The organism is Allorhizobium sp. nf9_anc (assembly GCF_056323085.1).
This window is the reverse complement of sequence record NZ_CM150481.1, coordinates 3,104,603-3,129,306: the sequence shown is the minus strand read 5'-3', so window position 1 is coordinate 3,129,306 and position 24,704 is coordinate 3,104,603. Positions and strand designations below refer to the sequence as shown.

The following is a 24,704-nucleotide window of genomic DNA, read 5'->3' as shown; positions in this document are numbered from 1 at the left end:
CTGATGTCGACAGCCAGCGTTTCTAATCTATCGACCCAGACATCGATGCGCCTGACCATCCGGCAGGCGCAGAACGAACTCCTGAAGTCCCAGCAGGAAGTCAGCACCGGTTTCTATGCCGACATCGGCGCCGAGCTCGGCAGCAAGACGTCGACGGTGGTCGACCTCAACCGGGAAAGCCTGCGGCTGAACTCGATGATCAGCAACAACTCCATCGCGACCCAGCGTCTCTCGGCCTCCCAGGAAGCCTTGAAGCAGATTGCCACGGCCGCCGAGGATATGAACAACGCGCTGATCACCATCTCCGGTTCATCGAACAGCGACACGATCGAAACCACAGTCATGACGGTGAAGAATTCGCTGTCGACCATGACCAGCATGGCCAATCAGTCGGCCAACGGCGAATTCCTGTTCGCCGGCATCAACACCGACGTCCAGCCGCTCGCCGAATACACCGAGACCTCGGCCGCAAAGACTGCGTTCGACACGGCATTCACTGCCTATTTCGGATTTGCGCCCACCGACACGGCCAATACGGCAACGATTGCGGCAAGCGGTGCAGCGCCCAGCATGGAGGACTTCATCACCTCCACGCTCGAGCCGATGTTCACCGGTCCGGACTGGAACACCAACTGGTCCAGCGCCACCGATGAGGCGATGACGAGCCGCATCACGCAGTCCGAAACCGTCCAGACCTCTGCATCCGCGAATGAAGACGGCTTCCGTTACTTCGCGCTGGCCGCAGTGTTGACCACGGAACTGATGAGCATCGGGGCTCCGGCCAATGCTGTAACGGCCGCGATCAACAAGGCGATCGACTACACCGGCCGCGCGATCACGGGCATCAACTCCACGCGCTCCGAACTCGGTCTTTCTCAGAACCGAGTTGAGAAGGCGGATGCCTCGCTCAAGGTTCAGGTGGATATAATCGAGACCAGCCTGTCGAGCAAAATTGAAGTAGATGCGTACGAAGCCTCGACTCGCGTTAACTCTCTGCTTTCCATGGTGGAAGCATCCTACACGCTGACCTCGAAGATCCAGGCGCTGAGCCTTGTCAACTACCTTTGATGAGCAAAGGGTGAAATGAACCTGAAGGGCAACTGAATGTACCAGTTCTCATATGCCGAAATTATGGAGGATGGCGTCGCTGACGCCAAGGATCGCGAACGTCAGGCCCTTGACCGTTGCATCCAGCTTCTAAGCGCGGCGCGGGACAAGAAGGGTTACTCCCGCGAAGCGATCGAGGCACTTTTCTACACGCGCCGGGTCTGGGTCCGGCTGATCGAAGATCTGCAAAACCCGGAAAACCAGTTGGGCGAGGAAATCCGCGCCAACCTGATTTCCATCGCCATCTGGATTTTGAAAGAATGTGACCGGATCCGCAAACGCGAGTCGGAAAACTTCCAGGGCATTATCGACGTGACAACCATCATCAGGGATGGACTTAAATGAAGAGCACTTTGCGCATCTCGCTCAAGTCGGGCGAACGTATTTTCATCAATGGAGCGGTTCTGCGCGTCGACCGCAAGGTTGCCCTCGAGTTCCTGAACGATGTGACTTTCCTGCTTGAGAACCACGTTCTCCAGCCCGAACAGGCCACGACCCCGCTGCGTCAGCTGTATTTCATCGCTCAGATGATGCTGATCAACCCGGAAGGCAAGGATCAGTCGCTTGCGATGTTCCGCAAGTCCGTGATCATGCTGCTGTCGTGCTTCGAGAACGAAGAGATCCTCGCCGAGCTCAAGCGCATCGACGGCATGGTTTCATCCGGTCGCGCCTTTGATGCTCTCAAGGCCATTCGGCAGCTGTATCCGATCGAGGACCGCATCCTGAACAATCAGGAAATGGCGCCGGCAACGATCGAACAGATCCGCAAGGAGATCGCACCATGGCGGTAGACGGTGTAGCAGCCACAACTGCTGCCACGACGGCCACGACGACCACGTCCTCGACATCGAGCAGCACGGCGAGCAAGGCTGCCGAAAAAGCATCGATCGACTACGATAGTTTCCTGAAGCTCCTGATCGCCCAGATGAAGAATCAGGATCCGACGGATCCGATGGACGCCAGCGAGCAGATCGCCCAGCTTGCCACCTTCTCGCAGGTCGAGCAGTCGATCCAGATGAACTCGAACCTCGAGACTCTGATCACCGGCAATGCCTTGACCAATGCCTCGTCCTACATCGGCAAGACCATTACCAGCGCCGATGAAAAGACCAGCGGTGTCGTCGCCTCCGTTCGCGTCTACAGCGACACGATGATCGCGACCACGACCGATGGCAAGGAAGTCCCGATCGTGGTTGGCGTTCGTGTCGGCACCAAGCCGACGACCGGCACGACGACCGGTTCCTGATATGCTAGGCCTTTCGGAGTGGAGGGCATGATTCGCCGCTCCGAAAGGATACCGTCTCATGAATGAGGCAGACGCTCTCGACATTCTCCAGGCTGCAATCTGGACCATCATCATCGCGTCCGGCCCTGCGGTTGCGGCCGGCATGATCGTCGGCGTCGTCATCGCTCTCATCCAGGCGCTGACCCAGGTTCAGGAAATGACCCTGACCTTCGTGCCGAAGATCCTCGCGATCATGATCACCATCGGCATTTCGGCCCCCTTTGTCGGGGCGCAGATCAATCTCTTCACAACGCTGGTCTTCTCGCGAATACAATCCGGCTTCTAGCTGGGCGCCTGACACCCTCGCGCAAGCTTCGACCGTTATCTCTCTGGGGCAGACTGCCGGAAGCATGATCTTCCGGATGACTTCTCATGAAGAGATGGAACGGATATGGCGCAACCTCCTGCACTCGTAATTCCGAAGGTAAGCCCCAGCGGGCGTGACATCGGCTTCGCGCTTGGGATCGTGATGATCCTGTGCATCCTGTTCCTGCCGATCCCGCCTTTCCTCATCGACGTCGGTCTCGCATTCTCGATCGCCCTTTCCGTTTTGATCCTGATGGTCTCGCTCTGGATCCAGCGACCGCTCGATTTCTCGTCCTTCCCGACCATCCTGCTGATCGCCACCATGATCCGCCTGTCGCTCAACATTGCGACGACGCGCGTGATCCTGACCCATGGCCACGAGGGCCATAACGCAGCCGGCGGCGTCATTGCAGGCTTCTCGAACCTCGTGATGGGCGGCGACTTCGTCATCGGTCTGATCGTCTTCTTGATCCTGATCACCGTCAACTTCATCGTCATTACCAAGGGCGCCACCCGTATCGCGGAAGTCGGCGCCCGCTTCACCCTCGATGCCATCCCCGGCAAGCAGATGTCGATCGACGCCGACCTGTCCGCCGGCATCATCGACGAGAAGGAAGCCCAGCACAGACGTCGCGAACTCGAGCAGGAAAGCTCCTTCTTCGGCGCCATGGACGGTGCCTCGAAGTTCGTCCGCGGCGACGCCATCGCCGGCCTCATCATCACCGCGATCAACGTCGCCGGCGGCATCATCATCGGCTACTTCCGCCACGACATGGAACTCGGCGAAGCCGCTGACGTCTTCGTCAAGCTCTCCGTCGGTGACGGTATCGTCTCGCAGGTTCCGGCCCTGATCGTCTCGCTCGCAGCCGGCCTTCTGGTCTCGCGCGGCGGCACGCCGGGTTCGACCGACCAGGCCGTCGTCAACCAGCTGAGCGGCTACCCGCGCGCATTGTTCGTCGCTGCCGGCCTCATGGGCGCCCTCGCTCTCGTGCCGGGCCTGCCGTTCATTCCCTTCGTCGCACTCGGTGGCCTCATGGCCTTCGGTGGATGGTTCATCCCCCGCCAGCTTGAAGCGGAAAACCAGCTCAAGCGCGACCAGGAAGAAAAGAAGGTCATCCAGAACAAGGAAGCCGAGAAGGATTCGGTCAAGTCCGTCCTCAAGACCTCGGAAATCGAACTCGCGCTCGGCAAGCTCGTGTCCACCCGTCTTCTGGGTGCACACCAGGAACTGGCCTTCCGCGTAGGCAAGATGCGCAAGAAGTTCGCCAGCCAGTACGGCTTCGTCGTGCCTGAGATCAAGGTGACCGACGATATCATGATCCCGGAAAAGGCCTACCAGATCCGTATCCACGGCACGACGGTCGCCTCCAACAACCTGCGCGTTGGCGAAGTCCTTGTCGTCACCGGCTCCGGCCGCAGGCCCAATGTTCCAGGCGACGAAATACGCGAACCCGCCTTCGGCATGCCGGCGGTCTCGGTCCTCGAAACCTTCACCGAAGAACTGAAGCGCGAAGGTTTCCACCCGATCGATAACGTCTCCGTTGTCTTGACCCATGTCTCGGAAGTCATCCGCAACAACCTGCCGCAGCTCCTGTCCTACAAGGACGTCAAGGTCCTGATCGATCGCCTCGATCCTGAATACAAGAAGCTTGCCGACGAGATCTGCTCGTCGCACATGTCCTATTCGGGCCTGCAGGCCGTGTTGAAGCTGCTGCTGGCCGAACGCGTCTCGATCCGCAACCTGCACCTCATTCTGGAAGCCGTGGCAGAGCTCGCCCCGCATGTCCGCAAGACTGAGCAGATCGTCGAGCACGTCCGTGTCCGTATGGCTCAGCAGCTCTGCGGCGACCTCACCGACAACGGTGTCCTGCGTGTCCTGCGACTCGGCTCCAAGTGGGATCTGGTCTTCCACCAGGCCCTCAAGCGCGACGCCAAGGGCGAGATCGTCGAGTTCGACATCGATCCCCGCAGCCTGGAAGAGTTTTCCGAGCAGGCAAGCCAGGTAATCCGTGAATTCATGGACCGTGGTCTGCCCTTCGTGCTTGTCACATCGCCCGAAACGCGGTCCTATGTGCGCATGATCATCGAACGACTCTTTGCGACCTTGCCCGTTCTGTCCCATGTCGAACTGGCCAAGGGCATCGAGATCAAGATTTTGGGCTCCATTTCATGATTGCTGACCCGCAGGGGACTGTGCTGGTGCTGGTGGCGATTTTCTGTCGCATCGGCGCCTGCATCATGACCCTTCCGGGTTTTTCCTCCGCCCGTATCTCGACCACGATCCGGTTCTTCCTCGCGTTTGCCGTCTCCATGGCCATGACGCCGCTGCTTTTCGACACGATCTACCCGAGCGTCCAGGGCACCGCAGCGACCCTCGTCGGCGTGATCTTCGCTGAGCTGCTGATCGGTGTCATGTATGGTCTCGTGCCGCGCCTCTATGTGCTGGGACTGCAGTTTGCCGGCTCGGCGATATCGATGGCGATCGGTCTCAACACACCAGGCGCCACCGACATTCTCGAAGACACCTCCGAAAACCAGATGACCAACCTCATCTCGTTCAGCGGGCTTCTCGTCCTATTCATGCTGGATTTCCATCACGTGGTGTTCCGCGCGCTGGTCGATTCCTACACCGTGATGCCACTGGGCGGCATGCCGGACAGCCAGAAGATGCTGATCACGCTGACCGACACGCTGTCGCAGACCTTCATGCTGATGCTGCGCCTCGCCAGTCCGTTCCTGATCTTCGGCTTGATGTTCAACTTCGCCGTAGGCCTGGTGAACAAGCTCGCTCCCCAGGTGCCGGTCTTCTACATCTCGACCCCGTATCTGCTGCTCGGCGGCCTGATACTGGTTTATTTCACCATTGCTGCCATGGTGATGCAGTTCGGTCAGTATTTTCCGATGATCTTCAACTTCTGAAGAGGACGCCATGGCAACGCAGAAGAAATCCGACAAGCTGAAGCGTCTCGTCGCCGTGCAGCGCCATATGGAGCGCATGGCCGAAAGCGATCTCGGAATCACCGCCCAGCGCATCGAAGAGAACGCCCGCTCGATGGAAAACGTCATGGAGGCGATCGGCTCGCTCGAGCCGCTGCACCGGCTGTTCGCGCAGAACTATGCCGACCGCTTCGACCGCCTCTCCAACACGGACAAGCAGTTACACGGGCTCCAGCAGGTTCAGGAAATGAAGCTGATGCGCGAACGTGCCAAGGGCGACCGGCTGGAAGAAAACATGAAGGATGCCCGCGATCACGAAGAACGCGAGCGGGACGACGACGCCATCTACGACCTGATCGACATCAAGTTCGCCACACCAGCCTCCAGCAAGCTTCACGAGTGATAGTCGTCTCGAACAAAAATCGAGGATGTCACCATGGCCATTTCTCCTCCGAGCGATCTGGTGCTGGACGTGATCCGCGCCGCCGATCCGGCGCAAGTCGCCGCCGCCCAGGAACAGTTGAAGATCAACCGCGCCAACTTCATGGCGTCCAGTCTCGCTGAAAAGGGCGCAGGCTTCGGCGCGACCGTCGACATCCTGAACCGCACCACCAATGCAGCCCGCACGGAAGCGACGGCGGAAAAGATCGAAGACACCGGCAAGCCACCGAAGATCTATCGCGATTTCGAAGCCGTTTATCTGACCAACTTCGTCCAGAGCATGCTGCCGGACGAGAGCGAGGAAGTGTACGGCAAGGGCAATGCCGGCGAGATGTGGAAGAGCATGATGGCCGAACAGCTCGGCTCGACCATTGCTGAGTCAGGCGGCGTGGGCATCGCAGAGCAGATGTATGAGACCGCCCTTCAGCGCGTTCGTGGTGAGGACGCCGAAGCCGTGAATGCCTCGACCGACGAGACTGATCGCGGTCTGGCGATGAGCTGGGTAACAGATCTTGAGCGCCGCACCCTGGGTGCTGGCGCTGACGGCAACAACTGATTGTTTTAGGAAGATAGGGCAGAATTTCATGGAAGTTGTTTCGAGCGAATATCGCGTCAAGACGGTACTGAGCCGCCTGGAGCGCATCATCGACAACGAAAACGAGCGCATCGGCAAGGATCCGGAATTCGACTTCAAGGTCTCCAACGCGCACAAGAGCCGTTGCCTCTACGAATTGACGATGCTGTTCCGTGACACCGATCCGCGCGAGTTCGCCGTCAACTATGTCGAGCAGCTCCATGTTCTCAAGGAAAAGCTCGCCCTCAATGCGCGCCGTGTCGAGGCTCACCTCGCAGCCGTTCGCGCCGTCGCCGATCTCCTGAAGAATGCTGTCCGTGACGCCGATGGTGACGGCACCTATTCTCAGGAACAGTTCCAGTTCAGCGAGTTCTGATGGGCAAGATACTCGGAATCGGCCTTTGGGTCTGCATCGTCACGCTGGGAGCCGTCTACGGCTCGATCTTCCTGGCGACAGCCCCTGCCGGCCCGAGCGAGGAAGAAACCAAGAAGGCCGCCCTGGAATTGATCCGGGGCGAGCCGATCACCATTCCCGTCATCGGAAATGGTGATGTCACCGGCTATTTCCTGACCCGCATTTCCTTCATGATGGACAAGGAAAAGGTCAAGGGACAGGACTTGCCCACGACCGAGCTGATGACCGACCAGCTCTTCACCCTGCTTGTCGGCAACAAGATGGTCGACATCGGCAACGTCTCGGCCTTCGACGTCAACGACTTCCGCGAGAAGATCAAGGTCGAGATGAATGAGCGACTGGGCGAAGGCATGGTCGATCAGGTTCTGATCGAGCAGCTCGACTATGTCTCGAAGGACGCCGCCCGCAAGGCCGCTGACGGTGGGTCCAAGCCCATGGAAATGACCACGGTCGTCGAGGGTGAGAAGGTCGAAGAAGCTCCAGCCTCGTCTGGCCACTGATCAGGCCTAGGCTTCGTTTTGCCGACATGGTGAACGAAGCCTTGATCAGATCCTGAGAGTTTTAGCACCGTTTTTCACTTGAATTTCAGCGATGGCTGATAGGTTCCGAGGCTCAGATCTTCGGGACCCGCCATGCCAGCTTCTTCATCTTCTGCCCGGAAACAGCCGGTAGAAATTTCTGCGGTCGGCTCCGCCCAGCCTGCTGTTCCTGTGCTGCCCATTCTCGGAATGCCGGTCCGCGATCTCGGCTGGAACGAGGCTCTGGTGCATCTGGAGCAGAAGCTGGTTGCTCGCGACGGTTTCACCCACATTGCTTTCCTGAACGCCAACAACGCCAACGTCATGGTGGGCGACCCGGAGTACCGCGCGGTTTTGGAGCGCTCCCTGGTCCTGCCCGATGGCATTGGGGTGGATATCGCGGCGCATTTCCTGCACGGCGGTCGCTTCACCGCCAATCTCAATGGCACCGATTTCGTGCCGGCAGCGCTGACATTCATCTCCAGGCCTCTCCGGGTGGGGCTGCTCGGAGCAACCTCTGCCGTTCTGAAGTCTGCGGCGACCAACCTCCGGCGACAGACGCCTTGGCACGAATTCGTCGAAATCTCGGATGGTTATTTCGACCGGGCCGATCCGGCCCTGATCCTGAAACGCATAGAGACTGCCCGCATCGACCTGCTGCTCGTTGCCATGGGCACGCCTTTGCAGGAAAAATGGGTCGACCGGCACCTGACCAGTGAACATGCCCGTGTTGTGATCAGCGTTGGCGCATTGCTGGATTTCGTCTCGGGGCGGGTGGCACGTGCGCCGCGCTGGATGCGACGGCTGCGCTCCGAATGGCTCTTCCGCCTCTGGCTTGAGCCCTCGCGTCTCTGGCGGCGCTATGTTCTCGGCATTCCCGTGTTCCTTGCTCATGTGGTGAGCTACCGGCTGCGCCATCAAAACACGCCCACCACCTGAGGCACCCCGCAAATTCCTGCCTTGCAATATGCCGCAATTTGACAGCATAGGACGGTGACAGGCAAATGGTGCCCCTGCGTTGGCGCTAGCTTGCTGCCAGTGGAAGACGGGGATTGAGCACAGTGACGACCACGGTAATCGATGGAAAGGCAGCCGCCGCTTCGGTAATCGAAGCGGTAACCTCAGCGGCGACGACGCTGAAGACCTCCGGCCACCGCAAGCCGGGCCTTGCAGTCGTCATCGTCGGCGATGACCCGGCAAGCCATGCCTATGTCGGCGCAAAAAGCCGGATGGCCAAGCAGTGCGGCTTCAATTCCATCCAGCACACGCTGCCCGAGGATACCTCTCAAGCCGACCTCATGGCGCTGGTTGCCTCGCTCAATGACGATCCAGACATCGATGGCATTCTCGTCCAGCTGCCGCTGCCCAAGCATCTCGACAGCGAGCCCGTCATCCAGTCGATCCTGCCGGAAAAAGATGTCGACGGCCTGCACATCGTCAATGCCGGCAAGCTGGCGACCGGCGATCTGAAGACCGGACTTCTGTCCTGCACGCCGGCCGGCGCCATGATCCTGGTGCGCCAGATCCACGGCAACGATCTCTCGGGCCTCAATGCCCTGGTCATCGGCCGCTCAAACCTCTTCGGCAAGCCGATGGCGCAGCTCCTTCTCAATGCAAATGCCACCGTCACGATCGGCCATTCGCGAAGCCGGGATCTGCCCGAACTCGCCCGTCAGGCCGACATCTTGGTCGCAGCCGTCGGCCGCGCGGAAATGGTCAAGGCTGACTGGTTGAAGCCGGGTGCGACCGTCATCGACGTCGGCATCAACCGCGTGGCGGCACCCGAAAAGGGCGAGGGCAAGTTCAAGCTGGTGGGCGATGTCGCCTTTGCCGAATGCAAGCCTGTGGCCAAGGCCATTTCCCCGGTTCCGGGCGGCGTTGGCCCGATGACCATCGCCATGCTGATGGCCAACACCGTGATCGCCGCCCATCGTCGGGCGGGTGTGGCAGCGCCAAGCTTCTGAAGGATTGGACTGGGCGCCGTGCCTTACTTAAGCCGGCGCTGGCCCCGTCGAGGCCCGCACCACCAACTCCACCCTCCACAATTCCTGCTCCGGCAAGGCTGGTTCGCTCTGGTTGATCATTGCGATCAGGCGCTCACCGACCCGTTTTCCTGCAGCCCGTAGCGAGGAGCGGGTCGTGGTCAGCGGCGTCGAGAAGTTCTCCGGCTTCAGCAGTGGCAACTCGTCGTCATGGGCGATCAGCGAGATGTCGGTCCCGAGCTTCAGCCCGAATTCGTTCATCGCCCGGACGGCCCCGAGCGCAAGCACGGTACTGGCACACAGAACCGCGGTCGGACGATCGGGCAAGCCCAGGATTTCCTTCATGCCGCGATAGCCCTGCTCGTCGCCCATGAAACTGTGCCGGGTATGCCGGGGATCGAGGAGGAGCCCTTTCTCAGCGAGCGCCTTCTCCGTTCCAAGTCGGCGCCGATAGGCAAAATCGAGCTCCGCCTGACCGTTCAGGAGCGCAATGCGCTTATGCCCGAGCTGGAGCAGGAAGCGCGTCGCATCATAGAAGGCGCCCTCGTTGTCCACGTCGAGGAAGGGGTAGTCCAGATCGAGACCTGACGATCGACCGTGCACGATGAAGGGCAGGGACAGGGATTTCGCCATCGCGATCCGCGGATCTTTCTCGCGCACATAGGCGAGATAATAGCCATCGACACTGCCGCTTGAGACGAGCCAGCGGATCGCCTGTTCCTCTTCCTCTGCCCGGGACGGCATGATGACGAAATGAAAATCATGGACGATCGACGCCTCAGCCAGCCCGCTCTGGAATTCGGCGAAGTGCATGTCCGAGCTATGGTCGGGAGAAATCGGCATGATCAGCCCGATCGATCCCGCCTTGCCGGTCGCGAGGCGTTGTGCCGCCCGGTTCGGACGATAGCCGGTGTCCTTGGCAGCCTGGAGTACGCGTTGGCGTGTCTCCTCGTTGACCTCGGGGTAGCCATTGAGAGCGCGGCTGATTGTCGTCTGCGACAGGCCGAGCATCTGTGACAATTCTTTCAAGTTCACTGCAGGCATTCCTCTCCCTCGCTGGACCGCCGGTTCCCCTCCACAGACGGCCAAAGCGCTTCGACTATGGCGCAGACGCCGGGCCGGCGACAAGAGAAAAATGCTTTAAATCAATGCAGATGCCGCCAGGGGTGCGAGGCGTTGCGCCAAAATGCGGCAGAACCAGAAAAGCGCTTGACTCAATATGGAACCCAATGGGATGAAATAGGGGCCAAAGCGCTTTGAGGATAATGCGCTGACCAAGGACGTTTGGCCGTCCGATGTGATGGGAGGTAAATCACATGAAGAAGATGTTTTTGATGACCGTGGCAGCCGCTGCGCTCGTGGCCGGCTCTGTCGGCGCGCAGGAGTTGAAGTTCGCGCCGGGTGAGGACGCCAAGTTCAACTGGGCGAGCTTTGAAGAACTGAAGAAGACCCAGCTTGCTGGCGAACAGATCACGATCTTTGGACCCTGGCTCGGCCCGGACCAGGTGCTCGTGGAAAGCGTTCTGGCCTATTTTGCAGCCGCGACCGGCGCTGATGTTCGCTACACCGGTTCCGACAGCTTCGAACAGCAGGTCGTTGTCGACCTCGAAGCAGGCTCCGCTCCGAATATTGCTATCTTCCCGCAGCCAGGTCTCGCATCCGACATGGCAAAGCGCGGCTTCCTGACCGACCTTGGTGCTGAAAACGCATCCTGGCTGAAGGACAACTATGCAGCTGGTCAGTCCTGGGTTGACCTCGGCACCTATGCCGGCAAAGAAGGCAACAAGGCTTTCTACGGCTTCCCCTTCAAGACCGACCTGAAGTCGCTGGTCTGGTACTCGCCGGAAAACTTTGAAGATGCCGGTTACGAAGTGCCCAAGAGCATGGAAGAGCTGAAGGCTCTGACCGAGAAGATCGTTGCTGACGGCGGTACGCCGTGGTGCATCGGTCTCGGCTCGGGTGCCGCCACCGGTTGGCCGGCCACCGACTGGGTCGAAGACATGATGCTGCGCACCGCATCGCCGGAAGACTACGACAAGTGGGTCTCCAACGAGATGAAGTTCGACGATCCGGTTGTCGTCAACGCCATCAACGAATTCGGCTGGTTCGCCAAGAACGACAAGTTCGTCGTCGGTGGCGCCGGTGCCGTTGCATCGACCGACTTCCGCGACAGCCCGAAGGGTCTCTTCGCATCGCCGCCGCAGTGCTACATGCACCGCCAGGCCTCCTTCATCCCGTCCTTCTTCCCCGAAGGCACGTCGGTCGGTGAAGATGCTGACTTCTTCTACTTCCCCGCCTATGCCGAAAAGAACCTCGGCAACCCGGTTCTCGGTGCCGGTACCACCTTCACCATCACCAAGGACAGCAAGGCTGCCCGCGCCTTCATCGAGTTCCTGAAGTCGCCGATCGCCCATGAAATCTGGATGGCACAGAAGGGCTTCCTCACCCCGCATAAGGGCGTGAACCCGGAAGTCTTCACCGACCCGACGGTCCGCAAGATGAACGACATCCTGCTGCAGGCAACCACCTTCCGCTTTGACGGCTCCGACCTGATGCCGGGCGCCGTTGGTGCCGGCAGCTTCTGGACCGGCATGGTCGATTATGTCGGTGGCAAGTCTGCTGAAGATGTTGCAAAGTCGATCCAGACGTCCTGGGACGGCATCAAGTAAGCTGCCGTAGAGCAGAGCTGCCTCACGAGTGTCCGGGCCATTGGGTCCGGGCGCTCGCACAAAATAATCAGAAGGCATGCGGAGGGGGAGACCATCATGAATCCAGCGTTGCAGGCTCTGATCACGATCGTCATCGGTGTCGGTGGGTGTGTCGGTTATTTCTATCTGTCGAACATGTTCATCGACAGGGTGCTGTTCCCCGCAAAGGGTGAGCATGCCGGGCGCAACATCAACCGCGCCAATATGGTTCGGCCCTGGCTGTTCCTGTTTCCCGCAATCTTCGCTCTTGGCATGTATCTGGCCTATCCGGTGGTGGCCACACTCTGGCTTTCGGTGACCGATCGCAGCGCGGGTGGCGCATTTGTCGGCCTCGACAATTACCAGAGGATGGTCGGCGAACCGAAGTTCTGGGAAGCGATCAGCAACAATCTGCTGTGGCTGACGGTCGTTCCGGCCGTGTCGACCGCATTCGGTCTGCTCGCCGCACAGCTCACCGACCGGATCTCCTGGGGCAACATCGCCAAATCGCTGATCTTCATGCCGATGGCGATTTCCTTCGTCGGCGCCTCCGTCATCTTCAAGCTGGTCTATGACACGCGCCCTGCAGGCGAGGAGCAGATCGGCATCCTGAACGCCCTCTGGCTCTCCTTCGATGGCGGAATGGGCACCGTCCTCGTTCTGCGCGTGCTTCCCGCACTCCTGCTGGTCGCCTTCATCGCCTTCGTCGCCTACGGCATATACCAGCTGCTGCGCCCGCTCGCCGGCGGTATCGGCTATCGTGGCGGCAGCTCGAAGTTCGGCGTGGTCGTCCGCGCGGCCGTCACGCTTGCCGGTGTCTGGCTCGCCTACCGCGCCGTCATATCGATCTATTCCGTGCTCACCTTCGCCTATCCCTATGGTGAACCGCAGACCTGGCTGACGGTGCCCTTCTGGAACAACTTCTTCCTGATGGTGGTGCTGATCTGGATCCAGACCGGCTTCGCCATGGTCATTCTCTCGGCTGCCCTGCGTGGCATCCCGGAGGAAACCATCGAAGCCGCCGTCATCGACGGGGCCAATGATTTCGAGATCTTCTTCAAGATCAAGATCCCGCAGATCATGGGAACCGTCGTCGTGGTCTGGACGACGATCACGCTCGTCGTGCTCAAGGTCTTCGACATCGTCTTTGCGATGACCAACGGCCAGTGGGAGACCCAGGTCCTCGCCAACTACATGTTCGACAAGCTGTTCCGCGCCAATGACTGGGGTGTCGGCTCGGCCAGCGCCATGGTCATCATGCTGCTGGTTCTGCCGATCCTGGTCTGGAACGTCTACAACGCTCGAAAAGAAATGCGCTGAGGGGAGGCGGACCATGGCAAAGATCGCAGGCAAGAAATCCGGTCTCGTCTGGACCGTCCATATCTCGGTAGCGGCACTGGTCATCCTGTGGCTGCTCCCGACCACCGGCCTCTTCATCTCGTCCTTCCGGACCGCGGATCAGATATCCACCAGCGGCTGGTGGAGTTCGCTGTTTTCACAGGAACAGAACCTTGTCCTGCGAACAGCTGCGCCCTCCACACAGCGCCAGGAGGGCAATCTCTGGGTCATCGAAGGCAATGTGCTGAGCGAAGGCGGAGCCACTGCCGAGGCGGAAATTTCGGCCTGGGGCACCTCCTCGCGCGCCATCAGCGAATACGAACCCGGCGCGACAGCTACCCTCGGCGACAGCGGCCGCGTGACGGTGCAGGCGAACGGCGACTACCGCCTGGAAAGTGATGTCGAACTGACCGGCAGCCGCGGCGATCGCATCTTCGTGACGGCCGAACTGCCGCCGAAATTCACCCTCGACAACTATCAGACGGTGCTTTTCTCCGGCTCCACGACGGACTCGATGGCCAAGGCCTTCTTCAACACGCTCACCGTCACCATTCCGGCGACCATCATCCCGATCGTGATCGCCGCCTTTGCCGCTTATGCGCTGGCCTGGATGGAGTTTCCGGGACGCGCACTGCTGATCGCAGCCGTGGTAGCGCTTCTCGTCGTGCCGCTGCAGCTCGCGCTTATCCCGCTGCTGCGCCTTCACCTCTCCATCGGCATCGGCAAGGGCTACCTCGGCGTCTGGCTCGCCCATACCGGCTTCGGTCTGCCGCTCGCGATCTACCTGCTGCGCAATTACATGGTCGGGCTTCCGCGCGACATCATCGAATGCGCCAAGGTGGACGGTGCGACCGATTTCCAGATCTTCACGCGCATCATCCTGCCGCTCTCTTTCCCGGCACTCGCCTCCTTCGCCATCTTCCAGTTCCTCTGGACCTGGAACGATCTCCTCGTCGCCAAGGTCTTCCTGATCGATGCGACCGGCGACACCACGGTTATGACCAACCAGATCGTCGAACTGCTGGGAACCCGCGGCGGCAACTGGGAAATTCTGGCAACGGCGGCCTTCGTGTCGATCGCCGTGCCGCTCCTCGTCTTCTTCTTCATGCAACGCTATCTCGTGCGTGGCCTCCTTGCCGGTTCGGTCAAGGGTGGCTGACGCCGGGACGAAAGACCAAGCCAACAGGAATGTCTAAATGAGTGCAGTTTCAAATCCCGTCATGACGCCCGACAAGGACTGGTGGCGCGGCGCGGTGATCTATCAGATCTATCCGCGCTCCTATCAGGATTCCAACGGCGACGGCATCGGTGACCTGAAGGGCATTACCGCCCGTCTGTCGCACATCGCCGAGCTCGGCGCGGACGCGATCTGGATCTCGCCCTTCTTCGCCTCGCCGATGAAGGACTTCGGCTACGACGTTTCGAACTATGTCGATGTCGACCCGATGTTCGGCTCGCTCACCGATTTCGACGGCCTGATCGCCGAAGCCCATCGCCTCGGCATTCGCGTCATGATCGACCTCGTCATGTCGCATTCGTCGGATCAGCATCTCTGGTTCGTGGAAAGTCGGTCCAGCCGGGTTAATCCCAAGGCCGATTGGTATGTCTGGTCTGATCCGAAGCCGGATGGCTCGCCGCCGAACAACTGGCTGTCGATCTTCGGTGGTTCTGCGTGGCAGTGGGATCCGACCCGCATGCAGTACTACCTGCACAACTTCCTGACCTCGCAGCCCGACATGAACCTGCACAATCCGGAAGTGCAGGATGCGCTCTTGGCCGCCACCCGCTTCTGGCTGGACCGCGGCGTCGATGGCTTCCGTCTCGACACCATCAACTTCTATTTCCACGACAAGGAACTGAGGGACAACCCGGCACTGGCGCCTGAGCGCCGCAATGCCTCGACGGCGCCTGCGGTCAATCCCTACAATTTCCAGGAACACATCTACGACAAGAACCGCCCTGAGAATATCGCCTTCCTCAAGCGCTTCCGCGCGCTTCTGGACGAATATCCGGCGATTGCAGCGGTCGGAGAAGTCGGTGACAGCCAGCGTGGTCTTGAGATTGTCGGCGAATACACCTCCGGCAACGACAAGATGCAGATGTGCTACGCCTTCGAATTCCTTGCGCCGGAACCGCTGACCCCGTCTGTTGTCCAGAATACGCAGAATGCTTTTGCGGCCGCTGCCCCCGAAGGCTGGGCCTGCTGGGCCTTCTCCAACCACGACGTGGTGCGCCATGTCAGCCGTTGGGGCGCGACCGTCCTCGACCGCGATGCCTATGCCAAGATGACGTCTGCCCTGCTGCTCACCCAGCGCGGTTCGGTCTGCATCTATCAGGGCGAAGAACTCGGCCTCACCGAAGCCGAAATCGCCTTTGAGGATCTGCAGGATCCCTACGGCATCCAGTTCTGGCCGGAATTCAAGGGCCGTGACGGTTGCCGCACGCCAATGGTCTGGGACGATCATGCCGTTCAGGCCGGTTTCTCGACGGCGCAGAAGACCTGGCTGCCGATCCCGGTGGAGCATGTGCTTCGCTCGGTCAACACTCAGGTCGGCAAGTCGGAATCGGTGCTTGAGCACTATCGCCGCTTCCTGGCCTTCCGCCGCCAGTACCCGGCCTTTGCCAAGGGCGACATCACCTTCCATGAGGCGGGCGAAGACACGCTCGTCTACACCCGCGACTTCGGCAACGAGAAGCTGCTCTGCATGTTCAACATGGGCGCGGATCAGGCCTCGCTCGCCATGCCGGCAGGCAACTGGGTCGAGCTGGAAGGCCATGGGTTTGTCAGTAACGTCAACGATAACAAGGTAGAATTGCCGGCTTGGGGCGCCTATTTCGCGCGTCACGCCTGACAGGGGAGGATAGCATGACGGGTCTGGTTCTCAAGGACATCCGCAAGGCATACGGGCAGGTCAAGGTCCTGCACGGTATCGATCTGGAGATCAAGGAAGGCGAGTTCGTGGTCTTCGTCGGCCCATCGGGCTGCGGTAAGTCCACACTGCTGCGCATGATCGCGGGCCTTGAGGACATCACCGGCGGTGAGCTCTACATCGACGGCCAGCTTGTCAACGACGTTCCCCCGTCCAAGCGTGGCATTGCCATGGTGTTCCAGTCCTATGCGCTCTACCCGCATATGACCGTCTACGACAACATGGCCTTCGGCATGCGCATCGCGGGCGAAAGCAAGGAAGAGATCGACCGCCGCGTCCGCTCGGCTGCCAATATCCTGCAGCTCGGCCCCTATCTCGACCGCCTTCCCAAGGCCCTGTCCGGTGGCCAGCGTCAGCGCGTCGCGATCGGCCGCGCGATCTGCCGCAACCCGAAGGTCTTCCTCTTCGACGAGCCGCTGTCCAACCTTGATGCAGCCCTTCGCGTTGCGACCCGTATCGAAATCTCCAAGCTGAACGAAAGCATGCCCGATACGACGATGATCTACGTCACCCACGACCAGGTCGAGGCGATGACGCTGGCGGACCGGATCGTCGTGCTCTCGGCCGGCCGGATCGAGCAGGTGGGACCGCCGCTCGAACTCTACGAACGCCCGGCAAACCTGTTCGTCGCCCGCTTCATCGGCTCGCCCGCCATGAACATCATGCCGGTGATCGTGATCGGCACGGGGGATGCAACACGGATCAAGCTGAAGGACAGCTCGGAAGTGACCGTCGATGTGGCCACGTCTGCGTCTGACCAGGGCAAGGCCGCAAGCTTCGGCGTTCGCCCGGAAGATCTGTCGATCGCCACCGGCGACGAATTCCTCTTCGAGGGCGTCGTCGATATCGTCGAGGCGCTCGGCGAAGTCACGCTGCTTTATGTAAATGGCCCGGTCGAGGAAGAGCCCATCGTGGTCAAACTGCCCGGTATCGTGGACGTGAAGAAGGGTCAGACACTGCGCTTCTCCGCAGACAAGACCAAGCTGCATCTCTTCGACGCCGACGGTCAGACCTATCGCCGCTGAACGTTTCGCCGTTGCCTTGCTTAAGGCCCTGTTATCCTTACCGATGACAGGGCTTTTTTGCTGTCAGGAATGACCCCTCCGCCAACACCGACTGTTAAACAGTGGCTGGTAGCTTTTTGCCCATAACAACGGACAAAAGACGAGGGCATGAAACGATGAGAACGGCAGGTGGCGGATCTCATTTCCTGAAAAAGGAGGAATCCTTCATGTACGACCGGGAAAACCGGTATCGCATGGAGGATACGATGAATGCCGGGCGCCTCGAATACACAGAGAACGGCATGACCCACATGGCAGCGCGCCGTTGCGACGTGCTGCGCATCTCGCTGAGCGGTGCCGTGATCAGCCTGATCACGCAGGTCAACTTGCCCAAGCAGTTCTATCTCGACATCCCGGACGCCCGCATCAACAAGGTCGGTGCTATCCTGATGAAGAGTTTTGCCAACAACACCGCCGAGATCCGCTTCCTGCGCCTGCTGACGCAGAAGGAGCTCGACCGCATCTTCGTCTTCTCGACCCACCCGGCGCACAAGGACCGCGTGCTCGACGTCCGCAGCTGGTAACACCACACCTTCAGAGTTTTCGGCTGGGCCGGTGCAGTAAAGGCTGCATCGGCCTTCAGCTTTTCTGACTGGACATCACCGAGCGGACCTCCGATCTTCCTGAAACAGAAATGGGAGAGCATGCATGTCCAGTGAAAAGGTTGCCATCGTCACGGCAGGGGGAAGCGGCATGGGGGCGGCCGCTGCAAGGCGTCTCGCCGCAGATGGCTTCAAGGTCGCCATCCTGTCGTCCTCCGGCAAGGGTGAGGCGCTTGCCGCCGAGCTCGGGGGCTTCGGCATCACGGGTTCGAACCAGTCCCCGGAGGATCTCGCACGCCTCGTTGACGGCACGATGGAGCGTTATGGCCGCATCGATGTTCTGGTCAACAGTGCCGGCCATGGGCCTCGCGCCCAGATCCTCGAGATCACCGACGAGCAGTGGGCGAAGGGCATGGATGTTTACCTGCTCAACGTCATCCGCCCGACCCGACTCGTTACCCCGATCATGCAGGCGCAGAAGTCAGGCACGATCATCAACATCTCGACCGCCTGGGCCTTCGAGCCATCCTCAATGTTCCCGACCTCTGCCGTCTTCCGCGCAGGCCTCGCCTCCTTCACCAAGATCTTTGCCGATACCTATGCGGCTGAAAACATCCGGATGAACAACGTGCTCCCCGGCTGGATCGACAGCCTGCCCGCCACCGAGGAGCGTCGCGATGGTGTTCCGATGAAGCGCTACGGGACGAGCGAGGAAATCGCCGCCACCATCGCCTTCCTCGCGTCCGATGGCGCGGCTTACATCACCGGCCAGAACCTCAAGGTCGACGGCGGACTAACCCGTCACGTTTGAGACTGTTTCGAACGCCACGCCCGGAATGTGACAAGAAACCTCCGGGCGTAAACCTCTTGGTTACCAAACTTCTTCATTCTTTAGGACAGTCGACAGGACGACCTTGCGGTTGGCTGTCCCAGTAAAGTCGGTTTCCGCTGTTAGGCGATCGGCTCTCCAGAGTTTTGGTAAGCGAGTTCAAGTATCATGGCGTCCTCGACCCTGAAGGTCACCGGTGGCGATCGTGCCGCCGTTCAAAAGACGAAGTCGCGCAGGAAGGCGCGCGGCTCCAGCCTGCCGACGGTCTTGGGCATCTCACTCGCCTGCCTCTTCTGGGGCACCGCGAGCCTCGCCGTCTTCAAGGGCCTCTCATCCTCCACCATCCAGGCACCGGCAATTGCAGGTCACAGCCTGCCGAAGCCGGACCTTGCTCTCGTCAAGCCGGTCCCTTCGCAGGCGACGCCGGCAAAAGCCGCGAACCTTGCGGCTCTCGAAGAGATGCACAATCGCTTCGCCGAGGCGATGGCCGCGACCGACCATCTCGGTCTTCTCATGCTCCCGGCCGCCATGCGGCTTGCGGAAGTCGACAAGTCCGACCGGCTTCTCCTCGCCCGCGTCGAAAGCGTGACGGGCTCCCAGGCACTTGCCGTTCTGCGCGACGCCCTTCTGCAGGCAGAGGCAGGCCGCCAGCAGGCTTCCCTCGCAACTGCAGCCGGTGAGCGCCGCAGCGGCGTCGATGACATTGATCCGGTCGTCACTGCTTCCATCCCGAGCGATACGACATCTGCCACCCCCGTTGCGCTCGGCTATGCCGCCGTGCCTTCCGCGCCGGAGATGATGGCGGCCGCCGATCCGCGTGAAGAGCCCTTCCAGGAGCTCTTGTCCGAGCCCGCGGCCGAAGATCACGGTGCGCTGCCGGATGATGGCCCGCTTCCCGGCGCCAAGCCGCAGGCGAAGCCCCGTGTCGAGCGCGTGCCGGCGCCAGAGGCCCCGGCTGTTGCCACGGCGCCGGAAAAGCCGAAGAAAAAAACACTGATGGACATGCTGGCCTATGCCAAGCCCGACAATCCGGTCACCACGGATGACGGGGCAGGCGGCATCTTCCAGCGTAAGAACAGCCTGCCGGGTCCCGGAAGCCGCATCGCCGTCTACGTTATCGAGGATTCCGTCGTGCATATGCCGAACGGCGAGAAGCTGAAGGCACATTCCGGGCGTGGCCATATGCGCGACAATCCCAAGTTCGTGCATGTGAAGAACTACGGCCCGACCCCGCCCAACGTCTACAAGCTGCGCATGCGCGAAGCCCGATTCCACGGTATCGAGGCGATCCGCATGAACCCGGTCGGTGACGCCAAGATGTACAATCGCGATGGCTTCCTGACCCACACCTATCTGCTCCGCCGCCGCGGGGACAGTTCGGGCTGCGTCGTCTTCGAAGACTACAATCGCTTCCTGAACGCCTACAAGCGCGGGAACGTCCACACCCTGATCGTTGTCCCGAGCATGCGGGATCTGCCAAAATACATGGCAATGCTCTGACGAAAAGGCCTCCGCGACAGTGTCACGGAGGCCTTCCTGTTTTTAGCGCAGTTTCTTAAGGCCCCGCATCACGGGGCCTGTTCGGCTTACATCGCCGGGATCACAGTGATCGACTTGATCGCGGCAGGGGCGCCGCTGATGTCGCCGGCCTTCGTGGCGGCACCCGTCTCCAGGTTTACCGTGTAAAGGGCGCTGTCAGCGATCAGCCAGGCGGTATTCTTGCCGTCGGCGCCCGCTTCGATGTCGAAGGCGTAGGACGCGGGGCTGCCTTCGATGCCGAGCTTGCCGATCGCCTTCAGCGTGCCGTCATTCGGCTTGGTCTGCTGGATGAGCGCACCGATTGTCGCGTCGATGTTATACATCGCGGTCTTTTCCGGCTTGCCGACCGAGTTGGTGTAGGCGGCCGCGACCGTGTTCGGGGTCTCGCCCTTGTGCATGTCGCCCTCTTCGAAGGCGAGGCTGCCGTCGACGGTCACGGCGCCGGTATCGGGGTGGACGCGGTGGTTGGTCGTACCTGTCATGTAGCGCAGACGGTCAGCGGCCGGGTTGAAGTTTACGACGACAGGCGCGTCACCGATCGTCAGCGGCTTGTCCATCTTGGCGACTTCGGTCGCAGCGCCAGTTGCCGGATCGATGGTGACGATCACGTTGTCTGCCGTCACGCCGACGATGGTCTGGTTGGCTGGGCGGTAGTCGATGCCGACGAGACGGTCAACGCCGGTGACATCCATCGACTTGGAGACTTCAGGCTTGGCTGTGTCGAACATGACAAGGGTCTTGTCACCGGCGAGACCGACGACCTGGGCGGCCTGCGCTCCGAAGGCAGTCAGGGCGGTGGCGGCGGCAAGGCTGAGGATACGGATGCTGGTCATGAAAACTCTCCCATTTGAATGGCGGTGGCACCGGTCTGGTGCCTCCTGATCCCTAGACACACGGCAGCTGCGTTTTGGATGCAGCGCCCGAAAGATTTTTTTCTGCTGCATCCAGAAAGGCGCCTCCGGTGTCTTGTTGGTGAAGGAGAAAAGCGATGGATGTGACGATGACAGCGAGCGGCTCCTCCATTGGTGCGCGCGGGGCAGGTTGCCAAATCAGACGTGCGAGCTACTTTCCGCACAGGACCTTGGAAGGAAGCTGGATGGGGAATGAGCAAGACGAGCTCGGCGCGGCGCTGAAAGCCTGTGCCGCGGGTGATCGCAAGGGATTGGCCGTCATCTACCAAAGCGAGGCGCCGCGCATGGTCACAGTCGCCGAGCGTATCCTGCGTCGCCACGATCTGGCAGAGGAAATCGTGCAGGAAGCCTTCCTGCAGATCTGGAACAAGGCTTGGCAGTACGATCCCTCCCGGGGCTCCGCGCGCGGCTGGATATTCTCGATCGTGCGCTCGCGCTCGCTCAATGCTCTTCGAGACGGTGGCCGTGAAGATCTGGCCGAAACCGACAGCCTCGAGCGCCTGCAAGATGAGGGCGCCGACGCGCTCTATCACGATCTCTTTGATCAGCTGGATACCGCAAGCCGTCTGCGCACTTGCCTCGGACGATTGGACGGTCTGCGCCGCAAGACGGTGATCATGGCCTACGTCTCCGGCTACAGCCACGGCGAGATTGCCGGTCGGCTGAAACTGCCGCTCGGAACCGCGAAGGCCTGGATCCGGCGTTCACTCTCGGCCTTGAGGGAGTGCATGGCATGAGCACCTGGTACACGCTTGCTGAACGCGCAGACGCCTATGTCCTTGGCCTCGTGGATGAGGCCGAGCGACGTGCGATCGACGCGGAAATGGAAACGGATGAAAACCTCGCCCGCGCTGTCGGTGAGGCGCGCGACCGTTTTCTCGAACTCGACCTCGTCGGACCGACAGCGTCAGTGTCAGCCGATCTCTGGACCCGAATCGAGGCGCAGCTCGGACCGCAGCAGCGCCCGGTCGTAAAGTCGGCCCCACCATCCGCCGTCAATGACAACCGCCTTGCCTGGTGGCGCGGTGTCGGCATGTCGGCGGCGGCCGCCTCCCTGCTGCTCGTCGGCGCCTTGTCCTATACGCTCGTGACACGCTCCGAGCCGCAGGTCATCGCGATCCTGATGGATGCCGCAGGCGAACCCGTTGTGATGATCGAGGATTTCGGCAACGACACCGCCAAGGTCACGCCGCTCTCCGACGTATCGGTAGCGGCAGATCAGTCCCTCCAGCTCTGGACCCTGCCTTCGAAGGATACCGGCCCCGTCTCGCTCGGCGTTCTCGATGGCTGGCGCACCGCAACGGTCGATGGCCCCGACCTGCCAGGCCCGCTGGAAGAGCAGCTTTACGAGATCACCGTGGAGCCGCTGGGTGGATCGCCGACGGGCAAACCGACCGGTCCAATCCTCGGCAAGGGATTTGCCAAGGCGCCGAGGCCTTGAATGGACGTCGCGCCTGCCGAAGCGGGCGCGACCGGTTATCGGCTTAGAACTCCTGCCAGTCGTCCTGCTTCAGCGCAGCATTGCCATGCGTCGGCGCTGGTCGCCCGGCTGCGCGACGAGGTGCAGCGGTGGCGGCTGACGGAGCCGCAGGAGCATGGGCTCTTGCCGCACCGTGGGACGCGGCTGCAGGCGCCTGCTGTCCGGCATAATGTTTGCCGAGCGTGAACCGCGAGATGAACTGACGCAGTCGCTGGGTCTCCGTCGCCAGTGTCGCGCTCGCAGCGTTGGATTCCTCGACCATCGCGGCGTTCTGCTGGGTCACCTGGTCCATCTGGTTGACAGCCGAGTTGACCTCGGAAAGGCCGGTCGCCTGTTCGCGGGCCGAGCTCGCGATCGCCTGCATGTGATCATTGACCGCGATGATGTTGTCCTGGATCGTCTTCAGCGCCTCGCCGGTCTCGCTGACCAGCTTCACGCCGTTCTTGACCTCGTCCGACGAGTTGCGGATGAGTTCCTTGATCTCCTTTGCCGCCTGCGCCGAGCGTTGTGCGAGTTCACGCACCTCCTGCGCGACAACCGCAAAGCCCTTGCCCGCTTCACCCGCGCGCGCCGCTTCGACGCCTGCATTCAGCGCGAGCAGGTTGGTTTGGAACGCGATTTCGTCGATCACACCGATGATGTTCGAGATCTGGTTCGATGACTGCTCGATGCGAGCCATCGCGCCCACGGCTTCAGCCACGATCTGGCCGGAGCGGGTGGCGCTGGTGTCGGCTGCCTGCGTGGCGTGACGGGCTTCCTCGGCACGCTTGGACGCATTGTTGACGTTGACGGTAATCTGGTCGAGCGCGGCTGCCGTCTCTTCCAGCGATGCCGCCTGCTGTTCGGTCCGCTTCGACAGGTCCTCGGCGCTGGAGCTGATCTCGCGGCTGCCACTGTCGATCTGGTCGGTCGACTTTGCAACGGCACCGAGGGTGGTTGCCAGCTGCGTCACGGCTTCGTTCAGATTGGTCCGTAGGGCCTCGAAATCCGTGGCAAAAGGTTTGTCGAGGGTGAAGCTGACGTCACCATGGGCCATGCGTCCCAGCGCATCGCCGATGGTGTCGACCGCGTGTACGCGTTCGGTCACATCGGTTGCAAACTTCACCACCTTGGTCACGCGACCACGATCGTCGAGGATGGGATTGTAGGAGGCGTTGATGACGACCTTTTTCCCGCCCTTGCCATAGCGTGTGAACTCGGCCGCCTGAAACTTGCCGGCCCGCAGATTTTTCCAGAATTCCGCGTAGTCCGGCGACCGGACAAATTCCGGATCGACGAACAGGCTGTGCTGCTTGCCCTTGATCTCGTCCATCCGGTAGCCGAGGGCGTCGAGGAAGTTCTGATTGGCCGAAACGACCTCGCCTTCTGGCGTGAACTCGATGATCGCCTGAACACGGCTAATGGCTTCCATCTGGTTTTGGTAATCGAGGTTCTGCAGCCGCTCCCTGGCATTCGCCCATTCCACGACGAAACCGGTGGTCTTGGCGCCATTCTTCAGCGGCGTGACGATCAGGTCAAAGGCGCGGTGCCCGACCCAGATGGTTGCCTTATGCTGGTTCTTGAGGCTCGACAGCATGTTGCGCTGATGGCCGGGATCCTTGTGGAAGATATCGATATTGCTGCCGATAAGCTTGTCGAAGTCGAAGCGCGGCAGTTCCTTCTTCAGGTCGCTTTCCGCTTCCTTCAGAAGCGCCTTGGTGGCGGTGTTCATGTAGCGGATGTTGAGCTTTTCGTCGGCGATCATGATGTTCGCGGTGATGACTTCAAGCGATTCGAGTTGCGAGCGCGTGTTGCTGGACATTCCAAACATATTGCCTTG

General features: G+C 60.7%; 26 protein-coding genes. 23 read left to right on the top strand and 3 right to left on the bottom strand.

Annotated features, from left to right (window positions below):
• The first annotated feature begins 3 nt into the window (after positions 1-3).
• From AC02Y0_RS15320 to folD, 13 genes are all read left to right on the top strand, one after another.
• Positions 4-1,068 carry a flagellar hook-associated family protein gene (locus AC02Y0_RS15320; RefSeq protein ID WP_476379749.1) on the top strand — a complete coding sequence of 355 codons (1,065 nt, stop codon included), beginning with the start codon at positions 4-6 and terminating at the stop codon, positions 1,066-1,068.
• Between the two features lie 36 nt (positions 1,069-1,104).
• On the top strand, positions 1,105-1,452 hold the full coding sequence (flaF, locus tag AC02Y0_RS15315) for a flagellar biosynthesis regulator FlaF (protein WP_102019166.1): 348 nt from the start codon (positions 1,105-1,107) through the stop codon (positions 1,450-1,452).
• A complete protein-coding gene (gene flbT, locus AC02Y0_RS15310; protein WP_006726382.1) occupies positions 1,449-1,898 on the top strand; it encodes a flagellar biosynthesis repressor FlbT in 450 nt (149 codons plus the stop codon). The genes flaF and flbT overlap by 4 nt, the downstream gene beginning before the upstream one ends.
• Positions 1,889-2,353 carry a flagellar hook assembly protein FlgD gene (gene flgD, locus AC02Y0_RS15305; protein ID WP_476379747.1) on the top strand — a complete coding sequence of 155 codons (465 nt, stop codon included), beginning with the start codon at positions 1,889-1,891 and terminating at the stop codon, positions 2,351-2,353. The genes flbT and flgD overlap by 10 nt, the downstream gene beginning before the upstream one ends.
• 58 nt (positions 2,354-2,411) lie before the next feature.
• Entirely contained in the window at positions 2,412-2,678 is a 267-nt protein-coding gene (locus AC02Y0_RS15300) for a flagellar biosynthetic protein FliQ (protein WP_102019168.1), read from the top strand.
• 105 nt (positions 2,679-2,783) lie between these two features.
• On the top strand, positions 2,784-4,871 hold the full coding sequence (gene flhA / locus AC02Y0_RS15295) for a flagellar biosynthesis protein FlhA (RefSeq protein ID WP_476379744.1): 2,088 nt from the start codon (positions 2,784-2,786) through the stop codon (positions 4,869-4,871).
• Complete coding sequence (gene fliR / locus AC02Y0_RS15290; protein ID WP_102019170.1) at positions 4,868-5,617, top strand: flagellar biosynthetic protein FliR; 750 nt, start codon at positions 4,868-4,870, stop codon at positions 5,615-5,617. Before flhA ends, fliR begins: the two co-directional genes overlap by 4 nt.
• A gap of 10 nt (positions 5,618-5,627) precedes the next feature.
• Positions 5,628-6,038, top strand: coding sequence for a hypothetical protein (locus AC02Y0_RS15285; RefSeq protein WP_102019171.1), 411 nt, complete (start codon positions 5,628-5,630; stop codon positions 6,036-6,038).
• Positions 6,039-6,071: 33 nt separating this feature from the next.
• A complete protein-coding gene (locus AC02Y0_RS15280) occupies positions 6,072-6,632 on the top strand; it encodes a rod-binding protein (RefSeq protein WP_476379742.1) in 561 nt (186 codons plus the stop codon).
• Between the two features lie 28 nt (positions 6,633-6,660).
• The gene (locus AC02Y0_RS15275) at positions 6,661-7,026 is read left to right on the top strand and encodes a hypothetical protein (protein ID WP_298466333.1); all 366 of its coding nucleotides are present in this window, start codon (positions 6,661-6,663) and stop codon (positions 7,024-7,026) included.
• Complete coding sequence (locus tag AC02Y0_RS15270; RefSeq protein ID WP_444559434.1) at positions 7,026-7,565, top strand: flagellar basal body-associated FliL family protein; 540 nt, start codon at positions 7,026-7,028, stop codon at positions 7,563-7,565. The genes AC02Y0_RS15275 and AC02Y0_RS15270 overlap by 1 nt, the downstream gene beginning before the upstream one ends.
• A 132-nt stretch (positions 7,566-7,697) precedes the next feature.
• A complete protein-coding gene (locus tag AC02Y0_RS15265; protein WP_476379740.1) occupies positions 7,698-8,522 on the top strand; it encodes a WecB/TagA/CpsF family glycosyltransferase in 825 nt (274 codons plus the stop codon).
• Positions 8,523-8,644: 122 nt separating this feature from the next.
• Complete coding sequence (gene folD / locus AC02Y0_RS15260) at positions 8,645-9,547, top strand: bifunctional methylenetetrahydrofolate dehydrogenase/methenyltetrahydrofolate cyclohydrolase FolD (protein WP_476379738.1); 903 nt, start codon at positions 8,645-8,647, stop codon at positions 9,545-9,547.
• Positions 9,548-9,574: 27 nt separating this feature from the next.
• On the opposite strand, the gene AC02Y0_RS15255 is transcribed toward folD, so the two are convergent.
• Entirely contained in the window at positions 9,575-10,600 is a 1,026-nt protein-coding gene (locus tag AC02Y0_RS15255) for a LacI family DNA-binding transcriptional regulator (protein ID WP_476384051.1), read from the bottom strand.
• Between the two features lie 281 nt (positions 10,601-10,881).
• Between AC02Y0_RS15255 and AC02Y0_RS15250 the strand changes: the two genes are divergently transcribed.
• The 8 genes from AC02Y0_RS15250 to AC02Y0_RS15215 all read left to right on the top strand — a co-directional run bounded on the left by AC02Y0_RS15250 (position 10,882) and on the right by AC02Y0_RS15215 (position 20,455).
• Positions 10,882-12,234: an ABC transporter substrate-binding protein gene (locus tag AC02Y0_RS15250; protein WP_476379736.1), complete on the top strand. Its 1,353-nt coding sequence runs from the start codon at positions 10,882-10,884 to the stop codon at positions 12,232-12,234.
• A 96-nt stretch (positions 12,235-12,330) separates the two neighbouring features.
• Positions 12,331-13,572, top strand: coding sequence for a carbohydrate ABC transporter permease (locus tag AC02Y0_RS15245; protein ID WP_476379734.1), 1,242 nt, complete (start codon positions 12,331-12,333; stop codon positions 13,570-13,572).
• A 13-nt stretch (positions 13,573-13,585) separates the two neighbouring features.
• Positions 13,586-14,749: a carbohydrate ABC transporter permease gene (locus AC02Y0_RS15240; RefSeq protein WP_444559437.1), complete on the top strand. Its 1,164-nt coding sequence runs from the start codon at positions 13,586-13,588 to the stop codon at positions 14,747-14,749.
• 37 nt (positions 14,750-14,786) lie between these two features.
• Positions 14,787-16,442 carry a beta-galactosidase BglA gene (gene bglA / locus AC02Y0_RS15235; protein ID WP_476379733.1) on the top strand — a complete coding sequence of 552 codons (1,656 nt, stop codon included), beginning with the start codon at positions 14,787-14,789 and terminating at the stop codon, positions 16,440-16,442.
• 14 nt (positions 16,443-16,456) lie between these two features.
• Positions 16,457-17,545, top strand: a complete 1,089-nt coding sequence (locus tag AC02Y0_RS15230; protein ID WP_476379732.1) for an ABC transporter ATP-binding protein — start codon at positions 16,457-16,459, stop codon at positions 17,543-17,545.
• A gap of 155 nt (positions 17,546-17,700) precedes the next feature.
• Positions 17,701-18,108 (top strand): hypothetical protein, encoded by a 408-nt coding sequence (locus AC02Y0_RS15225; RefSeq protein WP_102019181.1) that lies wholly within the window; start codon positions 17,701-17,703, stop codon positions 18,106-18,108.
• Between the two features lie 124 nt (positions 18,109-18,232).
• Positions 18,233-18,937: an SDR family oxidoreductase gene (locus tag AC02Y0_RS15220; protein ID WP_476379731.1), complete on the top strand. Its 705-nt coding sequence runs from the start codon at positions 18,233-18,235 to the stop codon at positions 18,935-18,937.
• Positions 18,938-19,123: 186 nt separating this feature from the next.
• Positions 19,124-20,455, top strand: coding sequence for a DUF2778 domain-containing protein (locus AC02Y0_RS15215; protein WP_476379730.1), 1,332 nt, complete (start codon positions 19,124-19,126; stop codon positions 20,453-20,455).
• Between the two features lie 86 nt (positions 20,456-20,541).
• Here the strand turns inward: AC02Y0_RS15215 and AC02Y0_RS15210 are convergent, their stop codons facing one another.
• On the bottom strand, positions 20,542-21,327 hold the full coding sequence (locus AC02Y0_RS15210; protein WP_476379729.1) for a DUF4394 domain-containing protein: 786 nt from the start codon (positions 21,325-21,327) through the stop codon (positions 20,542-20,544).
• A gap of 263 nt (positions 21,328-21,590) precedes the next feature.
• Here AC02Y0_RS15210 and AC02Y0_RS15205 point away from each other — a divergent pair, with 263 nt between their 5' ends.
• Together AC02Y0_RS15205 and AC02Y0_RS15200 are read left to right on the top strand one after the other, a co-directional pair.
• Positions 21,591-22,142: a sigma-70 family RNA polymerase sigma factor gene (locus tag AC02Y0_RS15205; protein WP_476379728.1), complete on the top strand. Its 552-nt coding sequence runs from the start codon at positions 21,591-21,593 to the stop codon at positions 22,140-22,142.
• Positions 22,139-22,846: an anti-sigma factor gene (locus AC02Y0_RS15200; RefSeq protein ID WP_476379727.1), complete on the top strand. Its 708-nt coding sequence runs from the start codon at positions 22,139-22,141 to the stop codon at positions 22,844-22,846. The genes AC02Y0_RS15205 and AC02Y0_RS15200 overlap by 4 nt, the downstream gene beginning before the upstream one ends.
• A gap of 43 nt (positions 22,847-22,889) precedes the next feature.
• Here the strand turns inward: AC02Y0_RS15200 and AC02Y0_RS15195 are convergent, their stop codons facing one another.
• On the bottom strand, positions 22,890-24,695 hold the full coding sequence (locus AC02Y0_RS15195) for a methyl-accepting chemotaxis protein (RefSeq protein WP_476379726.1): 1,806 nt from the start codon (positions 24,693-24,695) through the stop codon (positions 22,890-22,892).
• Positions 24,696-24,704 lie beyond the last annotated feature (9 nt).

Excerpts from the sequence above, each read along its gene's own strand:
- AC02Y0_RS15210 (WP_476379729.1), bottom strand. The coding sequence starts at position 21,327 with ATGACCAGCATCCGTATCCTCAGCCTTGCCGCCGCCACCGCCCTGACT.
- AC02Y0_RS15205 (WP_476379728.1), top strand. The coding sequence starts at position 21,591 with ATGGGGAATGAGCAAGACGAGCTCGGCGCGGCGCTGAAAGCCTGTGCC.
- AC02Y0_RS15200 (WP_476379727.1), top strand. The coding sequence starts at position 22,139 with ATGAGCACCTGGTACACGCTTGCTGAACGCGCAGACGCCTATGTCCTT.
- AC02Y0_RS15285 (WP_102019171.1), top strand. The coding sequence starts at position 5,628 with ATGGCAACGCAGAAGAAATCCGACAAGCTGAAGCGTCTCGTCGCCGTG.
- flhA (WP_476379744.1), top strand. The coding sequence starts at position 2,784 with ATGGCGCAACCTCCTGCACTCGTAATTCCGAAGGTAAGCCCCAGCGGG.
- AC02Y0_RS15245 (WP_476379734.1), top strand. The coding sequence starts at position 12,331 with ATGAATCCAGCGTTGCAGGCTCTGATCACGATCGTCATCGGTGTCGGT.
- fliR (WP_102019170.1), top strand. The coding sequence starts at position 4,868 with ATGATTGCTGACCCGCAGGGGACTGTGCTGGTGCTGGTGGCGATTTTC.
- AC02Y0_RS15300 (WP_102019168.1), top strand. The coding sequence starts at position 2,412 with ATGAATGAGGCAGACGCTCTCGACATTCTCCAGGCTGCAATCTGGACC.
- AC02Y0_RS15275 (WP_298466333.1), top strand. The coding sequence starts at position 6,661 with ATGGAAGTTGTTTCGAGCGAATATCGCGTCAAGACGGTACTGAGCCGC.
- AC02Y0_RS15280 (WP_476379742.1), top strand. The coding sequence starts at position 6,072 with ATGGCCATTTCTCCTCCGAGCGATCTGGTGCTGGACGTGATCCGCGCC.
- flgD (WP_476379747.1), top strand. The coding sequence starts at position 1,889 with ATGGCGGTAGACGGTGTAGCAGCCACAACTGCTGCCACGACGGCCACG.
- flaF (WP_102019166.1), top strand. The coding sequence starts at position 1,105 with ATGTACCAGTTCTCATATGCCGAAATTATGGAGGATGGCGTCGCTGAC.
- AC02Y0_RS15240 (WP_444559437.1), top strand. The coding sequence starts at position 13,586 with ATGGCAAAGATCGCAGGCAAGAAATCCGGTCTCGTCTGGACCGTCCAT.
- flbT (WP_006726382.1), top strand. The coding sequence starts at position 1,449 with ATGAAGAGCACTTTGCGCATCTCGCTCAAGTCGGGCGAACGTATTTTC.
- AC02Y0_RS15270 (WP_444559434.1), top strand. The coding sequence starts at position 7,026 with ATGGGCAAGATACTCGGAATCGGCCTTTGGGTCTGCATCGTCACGCTG.
- AC02Y0_RS15195 (WP_476379726.1), bottom strand. The coding sequence starts at position 24,695 with ATGTTTGGAATGTCCAGCAACACGCGCTCGCAACTCGAATCGCTTGAA.
- AC02Y0_RS15230 (WP_476379732.1), top strand. The coding sequence starts at position 16,457 with ATGACGGGTCTGGTTCTCAAGGACATCCGCAAGGCATACGGGCAGGTC.
- bglA (WP_476379733.1), top strand. The coding sequence starts at position 14,787 with ATGAGTGCAGTTTCAAATCCCGTCATGACGCCCGACAAGGACTGGTGG.
- AC02Y0_RS15250 (WP_476379736.1), top strand. The coding sequence starts at position 10,882 with ATGAAGAAGATGTTTTTGATGACCGTGGCAGCCGCTGCGCTCGTGGCC.
- AC02Y0_RS15215 (WP_476379730.1), top strand. The coding sequence starts at position 19,124 with ATGGCGTCCTCGACCCTGAAGGTCACCGGTGGCGATCGTGCCGCCGTT.
- AC02Y0_RS15220 (WP_476379731.1), top strand. The coding sequence starts at position 18,233 with ATGTCCAGTGAAAAGGTTGCCATCGTCACGGCAGGGGGAAGCGGCATG.
- AC02Y0_RS15265 (WP_476379740.1), top strand. The coding sequence starts at position 7,698 with ATGCCAGCTTCTTCATCTTCTGCCCGGAAACAGCCGGTAGAAATTTCT.
- AC02Y0_RS15320 (WP_476379749.1), top strand. The coding sequence starts at position 4 with ATGTCGACAGCCAGCGTTTCTAATCTATCGACCCAGACATCGATGCGC.
- AC02Y0_RS15225 (WP_102019181.1), top strand. The coding sequence starts at position 17,701 with ATGAGAACGGCAGGTGGCGGATCTCATTTCCTGAAAAAGGAGGAATCC.